General features: G+C 62.7%; 20 protein-coding genes. 8 read left to right on the top strand and 12 right to left on the bottom strand.

Annotated elements, in window-relative coordinates; translation table 11 throughout:
* Positions 1 to 184: 184 nt before the first annotated feature.
* The 3 genes from prpC to CXQ81_RS11670 form a co-directional block, all read right to left on the bottom strand.
* A complete protein-coding gene (gene prpC / locus CXQ81_RS11680; RefSeq protein ID WP_087088669.1) occupies positions 185 to 1,312 on the bottom strand; it encodes a 2-methylcitrate synthase in 1,128 nt (375 codons plus the stop codon).
* A 196-nt stretch (positions 1,313 to 1,508) separates the two neighbouring features.
* On the bottom strand, positions 1,509 to 2,405 hold the full coding sequence (gene prpB, locus CXQ81_RS11675; RefSeq protein ID WP_007930643.1) for a methylisocitrate lyase: 897 nt from the start codon (positions 2,403 to 2,405) through the stop codon (positions 1,509 to 1,511).
* Complete coding sequence (locus tag CXQ81_RS11670) at positions 2,402 to 3,124, bottom strand: GntR family transcriptional regulator (RefSeq protein WP_101337259.1); 723 nt, start codon at positions 3,122 to 3,124, stop codon at positions 2,402 to 2,404. Before CXQ81_RS11670 ends, prpB begins: the two co-directional genes overlap by 4 nt.
* Positions 3,125 to 3,393: 269 nt before the next feature.
* Between CXQ81_RS11670 and CXQ81_RS11665 the strand changes: the two genes are divergently transcribed.
* The 4 genes from CXQ81_RS11665 (at position 3,394) to pabB (ending at position 8,047) form a co-directional block, all read left to right on the top strand.
* On the top strand, positions 3,394 to 3,936 hold the full coding sequence (locus tag CXQ81_RS11665) for an ATP-dependent zinc protease (protein ID WP_101337258.1): 543 nt from the start codon (positions 3,394 to 3,396) through the stop codon (positions 3,934 to 3,936).
* Between the two features lie 5 nt (positions 3,937 to 3,941).
* Positions 3,942 to 5,474, top strand: a complete 1,533-nt coding sequence (locus CXQ81_RS11660; RefSeq protein ID WP_101337257.1) for an inactive transglutaminase family protein — start codon at positions 3,942 to 3,944, stop codon at positions 5,472 to 5,474.
* Positions 5,474 to 6,460 carry an alpha-L-glutamate ligase-like protein gene (locus CXQ81_RS11655; protein WP_101337256.1) on the top strand — a complete coding sequence of 329 codons (987 nt, stop codon included), beginning with the start codon at positions 5,474 to 5,476 and terminating at the stop codon, positions 6,458 to 6,460. The genes CXQ81_RS11660 and CXQ81_RS11655 overlap by 1 nt, the downstream gene beginning before the upstream one ends.
* A 243-nt stretch (positions 6,461 to 6,703) precedes the next feature.
* Positions 6,704 to 8,047 (top strand): aminodeoxychorismate synthase component I, encoded by a 1,344-nt coding sequence (gene pabB, locus CXQ81_RS11650; RefSeq protein WP_101337255.1) that lies wholly within the window; start codon positions 6,704 to 6,706, stop codon positions 8,045 to 8,047.
* A 125-nt stretch (positions 8,048 to 8,172) separates the two neighbouring features.
* Here pabB and thrH read toward each other — a convergent pair whose 3' ends face one another.
* The gene (gene thrH, locus CXQ81_RS11645) at positions 8,173 to 8,790 is read right to left on the bottom strand and encodes a bifunctional phosphoserine phosphatase/homoserine phosphotransferase ThrH (RefSeq protein ID WP_101337254.1); all 618 of its coding nucleotides are present in this window, start codon (positions 8,788 to 8,790) and stop codon (positions 8,173 to 8,175) included.
* A 169-nt stretch (positions 8,791 to 8,959) separates the two neighbouring features.
* On the opposite strand from thrH, the gene CXQ81_RS11640 reads away from it, so the two are divergent.
* The 3 genes from CXQ81_RS11640 to CXQ81_RS11630 all read left to right on the top strand — a co-directional run bounded on the left by CXQ81_RS11640 (position 8,960) and on the right by CXQ81_RS11630 (position 12,557).
* Complete coding sequence (locus CXQ81_RS11640; RefSeq protein ID WP_007930635.1) at positions 8,960 to 9,694, top strand: phosphoadenylyl-sulfate reductase; 735 nt, start codon at positions 8,960 to 8,962, stop codon at positions 9,692 to 9,694.
* 531 nt (positions 9,695 to 10,225) lie between these two features.
* Complete coding sequence (locus CXQ81_RS11635) at positions 10,226 to 11,773, top strand: NCS1 family nucleobase:cation symporter-1 (RefSeq protein WP_101337253.1); 1,548 nt, start codon at positions 10,226 to 10,228, stop codon at positions 11,771 to 11,773.
* Between the two features lie 55 nt (positions 11,774 to 11,828).
* Complete coding sequence (locus CXQ81_RS11630; protein WP_009042904.1) at positions 11,829 to 12,557, top strand: aspartate/glutamate racemase family protein; 729 nt, start codon at positions 11,829 to 11,831, stop codon at positions 12,555 to 12,557.
* 58 nt (positions 12,558 to 12,615) lie between these two features.
* Here CXQ81_RS11630 and CXQ81_RS11625 read toward each other — a convergent pair whose 3' ends face one another.
* Entirely contained in the window at positions 12,616 to 13,539 is a 924-nt protein-coding gene (locus CXQ81_RS11625; protein ID WP_007930632.1) for a LysR family transcriptional regulator, read from the bottom strand.
* A 127-nt stretch (positions 13,540 to 13,666) separates the two neighbouring features.
* Between CXQ81_RS11625 and CXQ81_RS11620 the strand changes: the two genes are divergently transcribed.
* Entirely contained in the window at positions 13,667 to 14,413 is a 747-nt protein-coding gene (locus CXQ81_RS11620; RefSeq protein ID WP_101337252.1) for a 3-oxoacyl-ACP reductase family protein, read from the top strand.
* A gap of 158 nt (positions 14,414 to 14,571) precedes the next feature.
* Here CXQ81_RS11620 and CXQ81_RS11615 read toward each other — a convergent pair whose 3' ends face one another.
* From CXQ81_RS11615 to CXQ81_RS11590, 7 genes are all read right to left on the bottom strand, one after another.
* Positions 14,572 to 15,267, bottom strand: a complete 696-nt coding sequence (locus CXQ81_RS11615; protein ID WP_101337251.1) for an HAD-IA family hydrolase — start codon at positions 15,265 to 15,267, stop codon at positions 14,572 to 14,574.
* Between the two features lie 190 nt (positions 15,268 to 15,457).
* Positions 15,458 to 15,820, bottom strand: a complete 363-nt coding sequence (locus tag CXQ81_RS11610) for a hypothetical protein (protein WP_101337250.1) — start codon at positions 15,818 to 15,820, stop codon at positions 15,458 to 15,460.
* Positions 15,817 to 16,005 carry a hypothetical protein gene (locus tag CXQ81_RS11605; protein WP_007923002.1) on the bottom strand — a complete coding sequence of 63 codons (189 nt, stop codon included), beginning with the start codon at positions 16,003 to 16,005 and terminating at the stop codon, positions 15,817 to 15,819. The genes CXQ81_RS11610 and CXQ81_RS11605 overlap by 4 nt, the downstream gene beginning before the upstream one ends.
* A gap of 42 nt (positions 16,006 to 16,047) precedes the next feature.
* Positions 16,048 to 16,206: a hypothetical protein gene (locus CXQ81_RS31200; RefSeq protein WP_007923000.1), complete on the bottom strand. Its 159-nt coding sequence runs from the start codon at positions 16,204 to 16,206 to the stop codon at positions 16,048 to 16,050.
* Positions 16,207 to 16,320: 114 nt separating this feature from the next.
* Entirely contained in the window at positions 16,321 to 16,737 is a 417-nt protein-coding gene (locus tag CXQ81_RS11600) for a hypothetical protein (protein ID WP_075118753.1), read from the bottom strand.
* A gap of 351 nt (positions 16,738 to 17,088) precedes the next feature.
* A complete protein-coding gene (locus CXQ81_RS11595; RefSeq protein ID WP_007922997.1) occupies positions 17,089 to 17,277 on the bottom strand; it encodes a hypothetical protein in 189 nt (62 codons plus the stop codon).
* Between the two features lie 224 nt (positions 17,278 to 17,501).
* Positions 17,502 to 17,969: a cupin domain-containing protein gene (locus tag CXQ81_RS11590; protein WP_223815873.1), complete on the bottom strand. Its 468-nt coding sequence runs from the start codon at positions 17,967 to 17,969 to the stop codon at positions 17,502 to 17,504.
* Positions 17,970 to 18,004: the final 35 nt, after the last annotated feature.

Raw genomic sequence — 18,004 nt, 5'->3', positions numbered from 1 at the left:
AGGACTCGGTCACGGTGATTGCAAAAGGTGGGGCTGGCACCGGCACTGAACCGCCCTCTGTAGGAGTGAAGCTTGCTCGCGAAGACGGAATGACATTCAACATCTATGTCGACCGTTACACCGCTATCGCGAGCAAGCTCGCTCCTACAGGGCTTTGGGTTCAGCCGGTGACGGCAGCCACCATTCAGCGACGTTCGATTGGCACGAACTTGCGCTGTTCAACGCCGACGTACTCGGCGCTTGGACGGATGATGCGGTTGTTGGCGCGCTGTTCGAACACATGGGCGGCCCAGCCGGTCAGGCGCGAGCAGACGAAAATCGGGGTGAACAGCTTGGTCGGGATGCCCATGAAGTGGTACGCCGAGGCATGGTAGAAGTCGGCGTTGGGGAACAGCTTCTTCTGCTCCCACATGGTCTTGTCGATGGCTTCGGAAACCGGGAACAACACCTTGTCGCCCACCTCGATGGCGAGCTTTTTCGACCAGCCCTTGATCACCTCGTTGCGCGGGTCGTTGTCTTTGTAGATCGCGTGGCCGAAGCCCATGATCTTGTCCTTGCGCTCGAGCATGCCGAGGGTGCCCTTGATCGCCTCTTCCGGCGAAGCAAAGCGCTCGATCATCTCCATCGCCGCCTCGTTGGCGCCGCCGTGCAGCGGGCCGCGCAGGGAACCGATGGCCGCGGTGACACAGGAGTACAAGTCCGACAGGGTCGAGGCACAGACCCGGGCAGTGAAGGTCGAGGCGTTGAATTCGTGTTCGGCGTAGAGGATCAGCGACACGTTCATCACCTTGGTGTGCAGCTCGCTCGGTTTCTTGCCGTGCAGCAGGTGCAGGAAGTGGCTGCCGATGCATGGCTCGTCGGTCACGCAATCGATGCGTTTGCCGTCGTGGCTGAAGCGGTACCAGTAGCACATGATCGCCGGGAAGGCGGCCAGCAGACGGTCGGTTTTGTCGCGCTGCTCGGAGAAATCCTGTTCCGGCTCGATATTGCCGAGGAACGAGCAACCGGTGCGCATCACATCCATCGGATGGGCGTCCGCCGGAATGCGTTCCAGCACTTCCTTGAGCGCCTGCGGCAGGTCGCGCAGCTTGCTCAGCTTCCGGGTGTAGGCGTCCAGTTGCGCCTGGGTCGGCAGCTCGCCGTACAGCAGCAGGTAGGCCACTTCCTCGAACTGCGCGTCAGCCGCCAGTTCGCGGACGTCGTAACCCCGGTAGGTCAGCCCGGCACCGGCCTGGCCCACGGTCGACAAGGCAGTCTGTCCGGCCACCTGGCCACGCAGGCCAGCGCCACTCAATACTTTTGCTTCGGCCATTGCTCTCTCCAATCTTGAATTTGTTAGGGAATCGGCAAATCGTCAAAACCAATACTGCTTTCTGTAGCCGCTGCCGCAGGCTGCGACAGGACCGAAGGTCCTCCTGCGTCGAGAGGCGCGCCGCGGCCGTGCCTGCCGATCGCAGCCTGCGGCAGCGGCTACAGGTTTTGCATCAGTAGTCGAACCGCGTTCGGGTTCAGCTTTTCTTCTGGGCGAACAGCGCATCGAGCTTCTGCTCGAAGGTGTGGTAGTCGATGCGGTCGTACAGCTCCATGCGGGTCTGCATGGTGTCGATCACGTTCTGCTGGGTACCGTCGCGACGGATCGCGGTGTAGACGTTTTCCGCCGCCTTGTTCATGGCGCGGAACGCCGACAGCGGGTACAGCACCAGGGAAACATCCACGGATTTCAGTTGCTCGGTGGTGTACAGCGGCGTGGCGCCGAACTCGGTGATGTTGGCCAGGATCGGCGCTTTCACCCGGCTGGCGAAGATCTTGTACATCTCCAGCTCAGTGATGGCTTCCGGGAACACCATGTCGGCGCCGGCTTCAATGCAGGCGGCGGCGCGATCCAGGGCCGACTCCAGCCCCTCCACCGCCAGGGCGTCGGTGCGGGCCATGATCACGAAGCTGTCGTCGGTGCGGGCATCCACCGCGGCCTTGATGCGGTCGACCATTTCCTGCTGGGAAACGATCTCCTTGTTCGGCCGGTGGCCGCAGCGCTTGGCGCCGACCTGGTCCTCGATATGAATCGCCGCCGCGCCGAACTTGATCATCGACTTGACGGTGCGCGCCACGTTGAACGCCGACGAACCGAAACCGGTGTCCACGTCCACCAGCAGCGGCAGGTCGCAGACGTCGGTGATGCGGCGCACGTCGGTCAATACGTCGTCCAGCCCGGTGATGCCCAGGTCCGGCACGCCGAGGGAGCCAGCCGCCACCCCGCCACCGGACAGGTAGATCGCCTTGAACCCGGCGCGCTTGGCCAGCAGCGCATGGTTGGCATTGATGGCGCCGACCACCTGCAACGGTCGTTCGCTGGCGACCGCATCGCGAAAGCGCTGGCCTGGAGTGCTCTTGTTGTTGGAACTCATGACTCACCTCGTGGAGTGGCTGTCTGCGGGGCGCCGTCCTGGTAATGACGGGCAATGTTGCGTTTGGAAGCGCCGATGTGACGGCGCATCAACAACTCGGCCAGTTCGCCGTCGCGATCGGCAATGGCATCGAGAATCCGGTGGTGCTCGGCGAACGCCTGGTGCGGGCGGTTGGGCGTGGCGGAAAACTGGATGCGGTACATGCGCACCAGTTGGTACAGCTCGCCACAGAGCATCTGCGTGAGGGTGCGGTTGCCCGCGCCCTGGATGATCCGGTAATGGAAGTCGAAATCGCCTTCCTGCTGGTAGTAGCCGAGCCCGGCCTGGAACGCCGCGTCGCGCTCGTGGGTATCGAGGACCCGGCGCAGCTCGTCGATTTCCTCGTTGGTCATGCGCTCGGCGGCCAGGCGGCAGGCCATGCCTTCCAGGGATTCGCGGATTTCATAGAGCTCGATCAGCTCGGCATGGCTCAGGGACACCACCCGCGCCCCGACATGGGGCACCCGCACCAGCAGGCGCTGGCCTTCCAGGCGGTGGATCGCCTCGCGCAAGGGGCCACGGCTGATGCCGTAGGTGCGCGCCAGTTCCGGCTCGGAAATCTTGCTGCCCGGGGCGATCTCGCCCTTGACGATGGCCGCCTGAATGCGTCTGAAGACGTTTTCGGACAAGGTTTCCGAATCGTCCTGCGTCACGGCGGGGGGATCGAGCTGATCCAGCATATTGTCGACACCTTGAAAATCAATGCGACAAAAACTAGCCAATACAACCGATGCAGTCAAAGGAAAAATCGATATTGTCGACAATCGTCTAATAACCCTTTGCACCAAACCGGCACAAAAGCCCCCGCCCCGCCGCTGGCGCCATAAAACCAGCATGCTAGAATGCCGCCCGCATTTGCCTGTCACATTAATAAGGCAGCACACGAGGGAGCTTGCGCAGCAATGCCAGTCGCCTTGAACTGAAGAACCCATGCAACGCACCAGGATCTATGAGACTCAAGGCCTTCTCCATACTGTTCTGCCTGCTCGGCGTGCCGGGCCTGAGTGCCGCCGCCGGCAAGACCGTTTACGGTCTGAATGAATACGCCAGACTGTCCGGGATCGACCTGGAAGTCGCCGCCAAGCTCGACACCGGCGCCAAGACCGCCTCTCTCAGCGCCCGCGATATCAAGCGCTTCAAGCGCAATGGCGAGTCCTGGGTACGCTTTTACCTGGCCATCGACGCCGCCCATTCCCACCCCATCGAACGTCCGCTGGCCCGCGTCAGCAAGATCAAGCGCCGCGCCGGCGACTACGACCCCGATGAGGAAAACAACAAGAAGTACACCGCGCGCCCGGTCATCGAGCTGGATATCTGCATGGGCGGTGCCCTGCGCAGCATAGAAGTGAACTTGACCGACCGCAGTGCATTCCAATACCCGCTCTTGATCGGTTCCGAAGCGCTCAAACGCTTCGATGCACTGGTCGACCCCAGTCTTAAATACGCTGCTGGCAAACCTGCCTGCGCCACCGACGCTCATACCGCAGAGTAATTCCAATGCGCTCTCTTACCCTCCATCTGAAAATCCTGATCGCCATCCTGGTGGTGCTGGGCATTTCGATCACGGCCTATCAGATTTTCGTGCTCGGCATCCCGGTGACCGAAGACGCCACCGACGACCTGTGGAACATCGACGCCAAGGTCGAGTTCGTCGCCAACGCCAAGGACCCGATCAAGATCCAGATGTTCGTGCCGCCCCTGAGCCGCGACTACGTCAGCCTGAACGAGAGCTTCATCTCCAATAACTACGGGGTGGCGGTGAACCGCGTCGACGGCAACCGCAAGGTGACCTGGTCGGCCCGCCGCGCCAAGGGCAACCAGACCCTCTATTACCGCCTGGTGCTGACCAAGCGCTACACCGCGGAAAAAGCCAAGATCAAGGGCCCGACCTTCCGCGACAGCATCGCCGTCGAAGGCCCGGAAAAGATCGCCGCCGAAGCCCTGCTCGCGCCGATCCGCCAGCATTCGGCCGACGTCGAGACCTTCATCAGCGAAGCCATCAAGCGGGTCAACAACACCAACGACGATAACGCCAAGATGCTCCTGGCGGGCGATCCGTCGCCGGCGAACAAAGCCAAGATCGTCGACCTGCTGCTGTCCATCGCCCACGTGCCGATGGAAAAGGTCCACACCATTCGCCTGGTGGCCGACCAGCCGCAGGCCCCGGAACTGTGGCTGCGCAGCTTCAACGGTACCGACTGGCTGTACTTCAACCCGGAAACCGGCGAACAGGGCCTGCCCAGCGACCGCCTGCTGTGGTGGATCGGTGACGACAACCTGATCACCGTCGATGGCGGCAAGAAAGCCACCGTCACCTTCAGCCTGAACAACAGCGAAATGAACGCCATTCGCCTGGCCAAGCTGACCGACGAGAACACCGACGCCAACTTCCTCGAATACTCGCTGTACGGCCTGCCGCTGCAGACCCAGCAGACCTTCATGATCATGGTGATGATCCCGATCGGCGTGCTGGTGATCCTGGTGCTGCGCAACCTGATCGGCCTGCAGACCCTGGGTACCTTCACCCCGGTGCTGATCGCCCTGGCCTTCCGCGAAACCCAGCTGGGCTTCGGTATCGTGCTGTTCACGGTGATCACCGCGCTCGGGCTGTCGCTCAGGTCCTACCTGGAACACCTGAAGCTGCAGATGCTGCCGCGGCTGTCGGTGGTGCTGACCTTCGTCGTGGTGCTGATCGCCGCCATCAGCCTGTTCAGCCACAAGCTCGGCCTGGAACGCGGCCTGTCGGTGGCCCTGTTCCCGATGGTGATCCTGACCATGACCATCGAACGCCTGTCGATCACCTGGGAAGAACGGGGCGCCGGCCATGCGATGAAAGTCGCCATCGGCACGCTGTTCGCCGCCTCCCTGGCGCACCTGATCATGAGCGTGCCGGAGCTGGTCTACTTCGTCTTCACCTTCCCGGCGATGCTGCTGATCCTGGTGGGCTTCATGCTGGCGATGGGTCGCTACCGCGGCTACCGCCTGACCGAGCTGATCCGTTTCAAAGCCTTCGTCAAGGCTGATTCATAATGTTCGGCCTGTGGAAGACCTGGAAGGCCCTGGAAGCCCGGGGCATCATGGGGATCAATCGGCGTAATGCGGACTACGTGCTCAAGTACAACAAGCGCAGCCTGTACCCGATCGTCGACGACAAGATCATCACCAAGGAACGCGCGATCGAGGCCGGCATCCATGTGCCGGAACTGTACGGCGTGATCTCCACCGAGAAGGAAATCGACAAGCTCGACGAGATCATCGGCGGGCGCAACGACTTCGTGATCAAGCCGGCGCAAGGCGCCGGCGGCGACGGCATCATCGTGATCGCCGACCGTTTCGAGGGTCGCTACCGCACGGTATCGGGCAAGATCATCAGTCATGAAGAAATCGAGCACCACATCTCCAGCATCCTCACCGGCCTCTATTCCCTGGGCGGCCACCGTGACCGGGCGCTGATCGAGTACCGGGTGACCCCGGACCAGATCTTCAAGAGCATCAGCTACGAAGGCGTACCGGACATCCGCATCATCGTGCTCATGGGCTACCCGGTGATGGCCATGCTGCGCCTGCCGACCCGCCAGTCCGGCGGCAAGGCCAACCTGCACCAGGGCGCCATCGGCGTCGGCGTCGACCTGGCCACCGGACTGACCCTGCGCGGCACCTGGCTGAACAACATCATCGCCAAGCACCCGGACACCACCAATGCGGTGGACGGCGTGCAACTGCCCTACTGGGACGGTTTCATGAAGCTGGCGGCCGGCTGCTACGAGCTGTGCGGCCTGGGCTACATCGGGGTGGACATGGTGCTGGACCAGGAAAAGGGCCCGTTGATCCTCGAGCTCAACGCCCGCCCCGGCCTGAACATCCAGATCGCCAACGACTGCGGCCTGACCCAGCGCACCCACGCGGTCGAAGCGCACCTGGCAGAGCTGAAAGCCCGCGGCATCAGCGAAACCGTCGAACAGCGCGTGCAGTTTGCCCAGGACCTGTTCGGCCATATCCCGGCGGTGGAAGGCTGATCCACAGCAACGGAAAACCCTGTAACCGCTGCCGCAGGCTGCGCCCGACCGCGAAGCGGGCGCCGCTTTCGACATCACCGAGGACCTTCGGTCCTTTCGCAGCCTTCGGCAGCGGCTACAGGGTATGCGGCGAGGCGGGCAATGCGTCGTAAACCGGGCAATCCCCGCCATCCCCACTAGGAGCAAATCCCTGAGGGGACTACAATCGCCAGCCGCGCTCCTCCGATGGCTGATCCGCCCCGCATGTCGACCTGCTCCGTACACCCGCTGCCCTATCGCACCAACCCCGCCGAGTATTTCGCGGCGATCCGCCATGCCCCTGGCGCCGTCCTGCTCGACAGCGGCCGGCCCAGTGCCGAACGCGGCCGCTATGACCTGCTCAGCGCCTGGCCACGGACGCAGTTGGCCGTCCTCAAGGACGAAAGCGGCGAAGATTTCCTGCAACGCCTGCGGCTCAACCTGGACCAATTGGGTCAGGCGGCGATCCCGGCGCCTTACCAGTTGCCTTTCGCCGGCGGGCTGATCGGCTACCTGAGCTACGACTTCGGACGCCATCTGGAACGCCTGCCCAGCCAGGCCCTGGATGACCTGCAACTGCCCGATGCGCGCTTCGGCCTCTACGACTGGGCGCTGATCAGCGACCATCAGCAGCGCACCAGCCAACTGGTGCTCCACCCCGCCCTCGCCGCCAGCGAACGCCAGCGCCTGATCGACCTGTTCGGCCAGGCGCCGGCCGGCGCCTACGACAGCTTCAAGCTCAGCGGGCCGATGCTGCCTGACCTCAGCGCCGCGCAGTACCAACAGGCGTTCGAGCGCATCCAGGGGTACATCCAGGCCGGTGACTGCTACCAGGTCAACTTCGCCCAGCGCTTTCGTGCGCCCTGCGCTGGCGATCCGTGGGTTGCCTACTGCGCGTTGCGCGCGGCCTGCCCGACGCCTTTTTCCGGGTTCCAGAGCCTGCCGGAAGGTGGCGCGGTGTTGAGCCTGTCGCCGGAGCGCTTCGTGCGGATCAGTGAGCGCCAGGTGGAAACCCGGCCGATCAAGGGCACCCGCCCACGCAGCCAGGATGCCGCCGAAGACGCGGCGAACGCCGCCGAACTGCTGGCCAGCCCCAAGGACCGCGCGGAAAACCTGATGATCGTCGACCTGCTGCGCAACGACCTGGGCCGCACCTGCCGCATCGGCTCGGTGCGGGTACCGGAGCTGTTCAGCCTGGAGAGTTACCCCAACGTGCATCACCTGGTGAGCAGCGTCACCGGCGAGCTGGCGGACGACAAGGACGCCCTGGACCTGATCGCCGGCAGCTTCCCCGGCGGCTCGATCACCGGCGCGCCGAAGATCCGCGCGATGCAGATCATTGACGAGCTGGAACCGACCCGGCGCGGGCTGTATTGCGGTTCGCTGCTGTACCTGGACGTGCGTGGCGAGATGGACAGCTCGATCGCCATCCGCAGCCTGCTGGTCAAGGATGGGCAAGTCTGCTGCTGGGGCGGTGGCGGGATTGTCGCGGACTCGGACTGGCAGGCCGAGTATCAGGAGTCCATCACCAAGGTGAAGGTCCTGCTGGAGACCTTGCAGGGCCTCTGATCTGTAGCCGCTGCCGCAGGCTGCGAACGGGCCGGGCCGCACTCGGAGTACGGCCGCGACGTACTCACTGGCGCCGAGGACCTGCGGTCCTATCGCAGCCTGCGGCAGCGGCTACAGCGATGCCTTTAGAGGTTCAACTCACGCTTCGACGCCTTGAGGAACTCCTGCTTCAGCTCGGCAAAGCTGTGCACCGCCGGGAACTGCGGAAACTCGCGAATCACGTTGTCCGGGGCATGGAACAGAATGCCGGCATCGGCCTCGCCGAGCATGCTGGTGTCGTTGTACGAATCCCCCGCCGCAATCACCCGGTAATACAGGCTCTTGAAGGCCAGCACCGACTGGCGCTTGGGGTCTTTCTGGCGCAGCTGGTAACCGGTCACTCGGCCGCTGTCGTCGGTGACCAGGCGGTGGCACAGCAGCGTGGGAAAGCCCAGCTGGCGCATCAGCGGCTGGGAAAACTCATAGAAGGTGTCGGACAGAATCACCACCTGGAAACGCTCGCGCAGCCAGTCGACGAACTCGATGGCGCCGTCCAGCGGCTTGAGGGTGGCGATCACTTCCTGAATGTCCGACAGCTTCAGGCCGTGCTCGTCGAGAATCCGCAGGCGCTGCTTCATCAGCACGTCGTAATCGGGGATATCCCGGGTGGTCGCCTTGAGGGATTCAATCCCGGTTTTTTCGGCAAAGGCGATCCAGATTTCCGGGACCAGTACACCTTCCAGGTCGAGACAGGCAATTTCCACAAGACACTCCCATTTGTATTGGTTATTCGAGCGAGCAAAAGGACTGCCGAACTCTAGCGATTCACCCTGGCCCACGCAACGCGAGGAGCGCGCCAGCCGGGGGCGGATTTTGTTACCATCGCCAGTATCTAGAGCGCTCAGCGCCACCGACCTGTAGGAAACCGCCCTGATGAGCCCATCGTTCAATGTCGCTGAACTCGCCGCGACCTATGCCCAAAAATCCGCCCAGGACATTCTCAAACTGGCGTTCGCCGAGTTCGGCGATGACCTGTGGATCTCTTTCAGTGGTGCCGAGGATGTGGTGCTGGTGGACATGGCCTGGAAGCTGAACAAGAACGTCAAGGTGTTCAGCCTCGACACCGGGCGCCTGCACCCGGAAACCTACCGCTTCATCGAGCAGGTACGCGAGCACTACAAGATCGACATCGAAGTGGTTTCGCCGGACCACGCCAAGCTCGAGCCCTTCGTCAAGGAGAAAGGCCTGTTCAGCTTCTACAAGGATGGCCACGGCGAGTGCTGCGGCATCCGCAAGATCGAGCCGCTGCGCCGCAAGCTGTCCACCGTCAGCGCCTGGGCCACCGGCCAGCGCCGCGACCAGAGCCCGGGTACCCGCAGCCAGGTGGCGGTACTGGAGATCGACAGCGCCTTCTCCACCCCGGAACGCACCCTGTACAAGTTCAACCCGCTGGCGCAGATGACCAGCGAAGAGATCTGGGGGTACATCCGCATGCTCGAGCTGCCGTACAACAGCCTGCACGAACGCGGCTTCATCAGCATCGGCTGCGAGCCTTGCACCCGCCCTGTGCTGCCGAACCAGCATGAGCGCGAAGGCCGCTGGTGGTGGGAAGAAGCCACGCAGAAGGAATGTGGCCTGCACGCCGGCAATATCATCAGCAAGGGCTAAAGCCCCAATTCCTCTTTCTTCTGTAGGAGCGAAGCTTGCTCGCGAGACGGTGTATCTGACACACCGCTTCGCTCCTACAGAAACCCCTCCTCCCGGTAAAAATCTTGTACACACAAGTGTCACCACAGGTGCCATTTTTGTGTGCACTTTATGCCTCTACGCCCCAAAAAGTTACACCCTCCTCCCTGGGCCATTCTCCACCGCGCTCCCCCCCTACCCCCTCGAAAAATAAATACCTGTTCGAACGGTCAATTTATAACTTCGTAATTTCAGTCATTTAGAAATTATTAAGAACAAAGCGAAATTATCGGTCGCTTGTTTAGATTGGGATCTGGCACGGAAGTGGCTTAAGTCGTTTCGCATCTTGTATACAACTTAAATAAAAAATACATACACTTTATATCCGCAAGCCGGGTTCCCGAATCCGCCTGCAGATGCCCAGAACCCAGTGATTCCCGGACTGCGCCGAAGACTGCCGAGCCTTGCGCTCAAGCACAGTCAGCGCGGGTCCGCGATCAGGAGCCTGCCGGAATGCGTACCAGTCCTTCCAATAACATCGCACTGGATTTGCCCTCCTCCCATACCCACGCCAACCTCGACCCCAGCATCGCCCACGGCACCGCTTCGCCGGTCGACCTCAGCCCGCGCCTGCACAATCGCGACCTGGCGCCGACCAAGGTCGAAGGCCGGCGCTGGGGTGGCTACAGCATCTTTGCCCTGTGGACCAATGACGTGCACAACATCGCCAATTACTCCTTCGCCATCGGCCTGTACGCCCTGGGCCTGGGCGGCTGGCAGATCCTCCTGTCCCTGGGGATCGGCGCGGCGCTGGTGTACTTCTTCATGAACCTGTCCGGCTACATGGGCCAGAAGACCGGCGTGCCCTTCCCGGTGATCAGCCGTATCAGCTTCGGCATCCATGGCGCGCAGATTCCGGCGCTGATCCGCGCGGTGATCGCCATCGCCTGGTTCGGTATCCAGACCTACCTGGCCTCGGTGGTGTTCCGGGTATTGCTCACGGCCATCCACCCCGGCTTCGCCGACTACGACCACAACTCGATCCTCGGCCTGTCGAGCCTGGGCTGGGTGTGTTTCGTGGCGATCTGGCTGGTGCAGTTGGCGATCCTCGCCTACGGCATGGAAATGGTCCGGCGCTATGAGGCCTTTGCCGGCCCGGTGATCCTGGTGACCGTTGCCGCCCTCGCCGCCTGGATGTACACCCAGGCCAACGCCAGCATCGCCTGGTCGATCCATGAGCCGCTGAGCGGTGGCGAGATGTGGCGCCAGATCTTCGCCGGCGGTGCGCTGTGGCTGGCGATCTACGGCACACTGGTGCTCAACTTCTGCGACTTCGCCCGCTCCTCGCCCTGCCGCCGGACCATCAAGATTGGCAATTTCTGGGGGCTGCCGGTGAACATCCTGGTGTTCGCAGCCATCACCGTATTGCTCTGCGGCGCGCAGTTCCAGATCAACGGCAAGATCATCGAAAGCCCGACCGAAATCATCGCCTCGATCCCCAACACCTTCTTTCTGGTGCTCGGTTGCCTGGCATTCCTGATCGTCACCGTGGCGGTGAACATCATGGCCAACTTCGTCGCCCCGGCCTTCGTGCTCAGCAACCTGGCGCCGAAATACCTGACCTTCCGCCGCGCCGGGCTGATCAGCGCGACCCTCGCGGTGCTGATCCTGCCGTGGAACCTCTACAACAGCCCGCTGGTGATCGTGTACTTCCTGTCCGGGCTCGGTGCCCTGCTGGGGCCGCTGTACGGGGTGATCATGGTCGACTACTGGCTGCTGCGCAAAGGCCGGATCAACGTGCCCGAACTGTACAGCGAGCACCCGCAAGGCGCGTATTTCTACAGCCATGGGGTCAACCTGCGGGCGGTGGCGGCATTCGTTCCCTCGGCGCTGATCGCCATCGTCCTGGCCCTGGTGCCGGGGTTTGCCAGCGTCTCGCCCTTCTCCTGGCTGATCGGCGCCGGCATTGCCGGTCTGCTGTACCTGATCGTCGCCAAACGCCAGCCCTACTATGCGGATGTCAGCGGCGAATCGATCGCCGTCGATAACGTCAGCCACTAACCTTGAACGGCCCGCCTGCGGCGGGCCCCGAATGCCTCAACGATAAGGACAGCCCATGCGAATTCTCGTGGTCAACGTCAACACCACCGACTCCATCACCCAGGCCATCGCCCGCCAGGCCCAGGCCGTGGCCGCGCCCGGCACCGAAATCATCGGCCTGACCCCACACTTCGGCGCCGACTCCATCGAAGGCAACTTCGAAAGCTACCTGGCCGCCATCGCCGTCATGGACCGCGTGTTGTCCTACGACCAGCCCTACGACGCGGTGATCCAGGCCGGTTATGGCGAGCACGGCCGCGAAGGCTTGCAGGAGCTGCTCAACGTGCCGGTGGTGGACATCACCGACGCCGGCGCCAGCACCGCGATGTTCCTCGGCCACGCCTATTCGGTGGTGACGACCCTGGATCGCACCGTGCCGCTGATCGAGGACCGCCTGAAACTCTCCGGCCTGTATGACCGCTGCGCCTCGGTTCGGGCCAGCGGGCTGGCGGTGCTGGAGCTGGAAGAAGACCCGGCGCGTGCCCTGGAAGCCATCGTGCGCCAGGCCGAACTGGCGGTCAGTGAAGACAAGGCCGAGGTGATCTGCCTGGGCTGTGGCGGCATGGCCGGCCTGGACGAACAGATCCGCCAGCGCACCGGCGTGCCGGTGGTGGACGGCGTGACCGCAGCGGTGACCATCGCCGAATCCCTGGTACGGCTGGGGCTGTCCACCTCCAAGGTGCGCACCTACGCCACGCCACGGCCAAAAACCATCATCGGCTGGCCAGGGCGCTTCGGGCGCTGAGCCTTCGCTTGTCGCGAGCAAGCCCGCCTCTATTAGGGAAGCGGGTTTGCGCGCCTCTTCAAACCGCGCTGAAGCGTTGCTCCAGGCCCTGCTCGGCGAACTGCTCGATCACGAAGTCGACGAAGGCCCGGGTCTTGCCCGGCAACAGTTTGTGCTCGGCGTAGTAGATCGAGATGTTGCCGTCGTCGACGTACCAGTCCGGCAATACCCGCACCAGGGTGCCGGCGCTCAAGTAACCGACGGCGAACGGCATGCTCACCAGGGCCACCCCCAGGCCCTGGGCGGCAGCGGCGCAGGCCGCTTCCGAATCGCTCATGGTCATCCGCGCCTTCAGGTTCAGCGGGCTTTGCTGCCGGGTGCGGCTGGTCAGGGCCCAGGAGCGCACCCGCCCGGTCTGTGGCGAGCGGATCAGGATGCCTTCGCAATATTGCAAGTCCTCGGGCTGCTCGACCGCCGCACAGCGCGCCAGATAGTCCGGCGAGGCCACCAGGATGCGGTGAGCCGGGGTCAGCCGTCGCGCCACCACCCCCTGGGGCAGCTCAAAGCCGCCGCCGATCGCCGCGTCGAAACCCTGGCCGATCAGGTCCACCTGACGGTTATCGAAATGCCAGTCCGGGCTGATCTCTGGGAAACGCCGCAGGAATTCGCCGAGCATGGGCACGATGTACAGCCGTCCGAACACCGTGCCCATGCTGACTTTCAGGGTGCCCGCCGGGCGCCCTTCGGCGCTGGCCAGGTTGGCCACAGCGTTCTGGATGGTGTACAGGCTGGCGCTGACCTCGCCAAGAAACAGTTTGCCGGCCTCGGTCAGGGTCAGGCTGCGGGTGCTGCGCTGAAACAGCCGGACCCCGAGCCGGGCCTCGAGCTTGGCCACGCTTTTACCCACCGCGGCGGGGGTCAGGCTCAAGCGTCGCGCGGCTTCGGCAAAGCTGCCGACTTCGGCGCTGCGCACAAAGCATTCGATGCTGCTGAAGGTTTCCATGGCGCCTCACTACAAACTTCTGGTTTACACAGACTAGAGCGATTCCTATCTACACAGCACCTAATTCGAGGTCGATACTCGACTCCAACCACAAGGCAGCCCGCCTTGGACTTTTTTGGAGAACGACATGACCACTCAATCTCTCAGCGGCAAAGTAGCCCTGGTTCAAGGCGGTTCCCGCGGCATTGGCGCGGCCATCGTGCAACGCCTGGCGGCCGAAGGCGCCGCTGTCGCCTTCACCTATGTCAGCTCCACCGCCAAGGCCGAAGCCTTGCAGGACAGCATCACCGCCGCTGGCGGCAAGGCCCTGGCGATCCTCGCCGACAGCGCCGATGCCGCAGCCATCAGCCAGGCGGTCGAGAGCACGGTCGAAACCTTTGGTCGCCTGGACATCCTGGTCAACAATGCCGGCGTCCTGGCTATCGGCCCGCTGGAAGACTTCAAGCTGGAAGACTTCGACCGGACCCTGGCCATCAACATCCGCAGCGTGTTCGTCGCCACCCAGGAAGCGGCCCGGCATATGGGCGAAGGCTCGCGCATCATCAACATCGGCAGCACCAACGCCGAACGCATGCCCTTTGCCGGCGGCGGCACCTATGCCATGAGCAAGTCGGCCCTGGTCGGCCTGACCAAAGGCCTGTCCCGCGACCTCGGCCCACGGGGCATCACCATCAACAATGTGCAACCCGGCCCGGTCGACACCGACATGAACCCGGCCCACGGCGATTTCGCCGAAAGCCTGATCCCGCTGATGGCCATCGGGCGCTATGGCCACGCGGAAGAAATCGCCAGCTTCGTGGCTTACCTGGCAGGCCCGGAAGCGGGTTACATCACCGGCGCCAGTCTGACGATCGACGGCGGCTTCAGCGCCTGATTCCTGCGCCCATGAAAAACGCCGGGCCACCCTCATCAGGTGGCCCGGCGTTTTTGTAGCCGCTGCCGCAGGTTGCGATCGACTCCACAGAAGGCGCCGCACTTGAGACCGCTGAAGCCCTGGCGGGCTTATCGCAGCCTGCGGCAGCGGCTACAGGTTCAGGACCACGCCAACTGAGGCAAACCACAGGCCGCCGGCTGGAACCCCTTCAGCGAACGCAGAATGGCATCGGCATGGGCGTACTTGGCGTCCGCCATCGCCGGATCGGGAATAGCAATCGCGGTCATCCCCGCCGCCTTCGCCGCGGTGACACCAAAGGGCGAATCCTCGAACACCAGGCAATCCTCGGGGGCAACGCCCAGGCGCCGTGCGGCGGTCAGGAAGATGTCCGGCGCCGGCTTGGCCGCGCCCACTTCCGGGTCGTCGGCGGTGACTATGGTGTCGAACAGCGCGAACCAGTCGCCGTGCAAGGTGGTTTTCTGGGCAAAAGACTGGCGCGAAGAACTGGTGCCCACGGCAATCGGCACGTTATTGGCCTTGAGGTGCTGCACCAGCTCCTGCGCGCCCGGCATCGCCAGCGCCCGGGGAAAGCGTTCGCGCATCAGTGGCTCGCGAATCACCAGGAACTCCTCGGGGGTGATCGGCAGGTCCAGGGCTTGCACCACGTAGCGGGCCAGGTCCGCGGCGCCACGGCCAATGATGTTCTGCTTGATCGTCCAATCAAAGGTGCGGCCATAACGATCGGCGATCAGCTGGGTCACCTCGGTGTAGATGCCTTCGGTGTCCAGCAGCAAACCGTCCATATCGAAAATCACGGCCTTGATCGGGCCCACATCATTCAACTGTGCATTCATCGCATCTGATCCGTTAACAAAAAACATCCCGGGGAGCGGCTCAGGTACGGCCAGTTTTTTGCCCGATTAAAGGGTTCAGCAGCATAGCCGCGGCGGATGACAGGGAGCAACCTCAGGCCAGCGCGCAGGCAGACAAAAGCCCGGACAGGTCGGGCTCACTGGTCTCGACATCATGAGTGAACAAAGCACGCTAGCGTCCTGCCCGTCCGCCGCCGCCTCCTGGCCCCCCGGTGCCACCGCCCGCGCTGCCGGTTCCACCACCGGCACCGCCACCGCCCATGATGGAACCATTGACGCCAGTGGAGCCCATGCCGCTGCCCTGACCGGAAGAGCCGCGCGACTTGTCGGCCCGTGAACGGCTGTCCGTGACACCTACACCATTCCCGCCCAGGGCTCCTGGTCGCAGCATGAGACCGTTGCCGGAACCGCCCTCGAACGACCGCAGCGAAGGATTGGCCGGGGCCCGTCCGTCAGCGGATTCTGCCAGGCTGGAGAAACAGAAAATCGACACCAGGGCGACCAGCACCAGGCTCAGCAGTTTTGCACGGCTCACGACGCGCCTCCCGGAGCGGTGCGCCGCTTGCCCCTGGCCGCCTTGCGCTGCGGCTCGGGTCGAGACAGCTCCTGCTCGGCGTTGGCATCCGGGAGGATCTGCTCGGGACTCAGCGCATCCGTGGGGGAAGGCAGCGGATATTCGGGCGTGTCATCCCGGTCGATTGGTTTCGGATCATGCTTCATAGGCACCTCACACCGCTCATGCCGGCGTGCTGGAAGCAGACTTCACGGGCCCTTTTCCTCCGACTCGTCTGCCTCATCGTCATCGCTCAGTGGGACCAGGGCGTCATCCATCAGCGAGCCTGGGTCTTCATTGCCCGGATCGTTGACCAGGGGCACGCCCGAGGAGTCGTCTTCTTTCTTGCCAGCAGTTTCCGGAGTCATGGCAAACCTCGTCGACACAATGTGTCCATCATTGAATTCGAGGGGCTGGAGCGATATTCGTTCCCATAAAAAAGCCCGGCACAAGGCCGGGCTTTTTTACACACTGCTGCAGAATCAATCGTGCTTGTGCTTGTGTTTATTCTTGTGCTTTTTGCCGCCGCCGGAGTGATGGCCATCGTCACCCATGCTGCTGCCCAAAGCGCCACCGGCCGCGCCGCCCAGGCCTGCGCCGATGGTCGAGCCAGTGCTGCCGCCCAGCTTGTTGCCGATCACCGAGCCACCGGCCGAACCCAGCCCGCCACCAATGGCCGCCTCGGTACGGCTGCCTTTACGGGCACCGACCGCGCTGCCGGCAGCGCCGCCAAGACCCGCACCCACCGCGGCGCCCGTGCTGCCGCCAATCTGTTGTCCCACCACATTGCCCAGCGCGCCACCCAAACCGCCGCCGACCGCAGCAGTGCCATCACCGGCGGCCATCGCACCTTGAGCAGCCAGAAGCCCCAAAACCAGAGCAGGCAGTGTTAAACGCATGATGTAAACCTCGAAAAAGATGCTGGAGAGTCATTCTATAGCGGTGTCTGACTAAAGCTGAGCGGCGACAGCAGAACGCTGTGATCCTTTTAGTCACAGTGTTGGACCGTTTTTGCGCAAAGAGTTTTCAGCCAGGCAAAAAAAAGCCCGCTGGGGAGACGGGCTAATAGGATTTGCTTTAACGGATGAGTCGAGCCTACGCAGTCGTTTGTGAATAAATTGTGAAAACCCCGCTACCCTGTGCAACGGATAAGACGAAAGGTCCAACTTCATTCAAATCAATCGCGGCGGCCCATTGTTCAGGTAACAAAAACCCCGCCCGGAAGCGGGGTCGTTCGGTATGTATGAAGGCTACCTTCTCTTAGGAAGCGCCGCTTTCGGGAAAAACTTTGTCTGGGTCACCCTGGGTAATGCACTGGCCCTGGTCTTGCCTACCGACGCCTTGGCCGGTGGCTCGCTGTCAAACGCTGCCTGACCGCAGCGCACCAGGTTGTTGATTGGGAACTCATCCCCGTTGTCCTCGATATAAGGATCGCTCATCTCCCTGCTCCCTCCAACAACCGGTCGATACCGGCAAGCACCTGACTGCCTAGAAAATATCGACCGTCACGGCGTTTCAGACTAGACGGTCATTTAAAGACTTGTAGTTCACGAGAGAAAAGACCGACGAATGGCCCAAGCTGGAGTTCTTCGTCCAAGGGTGTGGATCGTCGTTGAAAAAGGAGCTGATGGTGTGCATCAGCTCCTTTGCGACTGTGTTTCGCCTAGACCTTACGAGCGTAGTTGCTGGCCCCGAACCAGTCGACCACCACCACGGTTTCATCCCCCACCACCCAGGCGTCATGCCCCTTAGGCAGGGAGGTGATATCACCCGGCCCGGCGATGATTTCGGTGCCATCATCCATCAGGATCGCCAGCCTGCCGGCCACGTGATACTGAAAATGCGGTGCCTGGCAACTCGGTGTCTGCGCCAGCGGTTTAATGTCGTTCGACCAGCGCCAGCCCGGCTTGAACGTGAAGCGTCCCACTTCACACTGACCGATCTTCAGGATCTCTGCCTTGCCATTGGAAAACTCGCGGGTCTCATCCGGTTCGGAGAAGGATTTATGCTCGGTGACCTGTTCGTGCGTGGACATGATGGTGTTCTCGATTGAGTAGCTGCAAAGCCTGCCGACGCCGGCAATATCACCCCTCGCCCGCAGACAACCAGCATCGCCCCACTCGATGCGCATGACCATTCTAGACCTGAAAGCGTGGAGCGCCTGCG

The organism is Pseudomonas sp. 09C 129 (assembly GCF_002843625.1).
In the GTDB taxonomy this organism is placed as follows: domain Bacteria; phylum Pseudomonadota; class Gammaproteobacteria; order Pseudomonadales; family Pseudomonadaceae; genus Aquipseudomonas; species Aquipseudomonas chlororaphis.
This window is presented reverse-complemented; position numbering and strand designations above follow the sequence as displayed.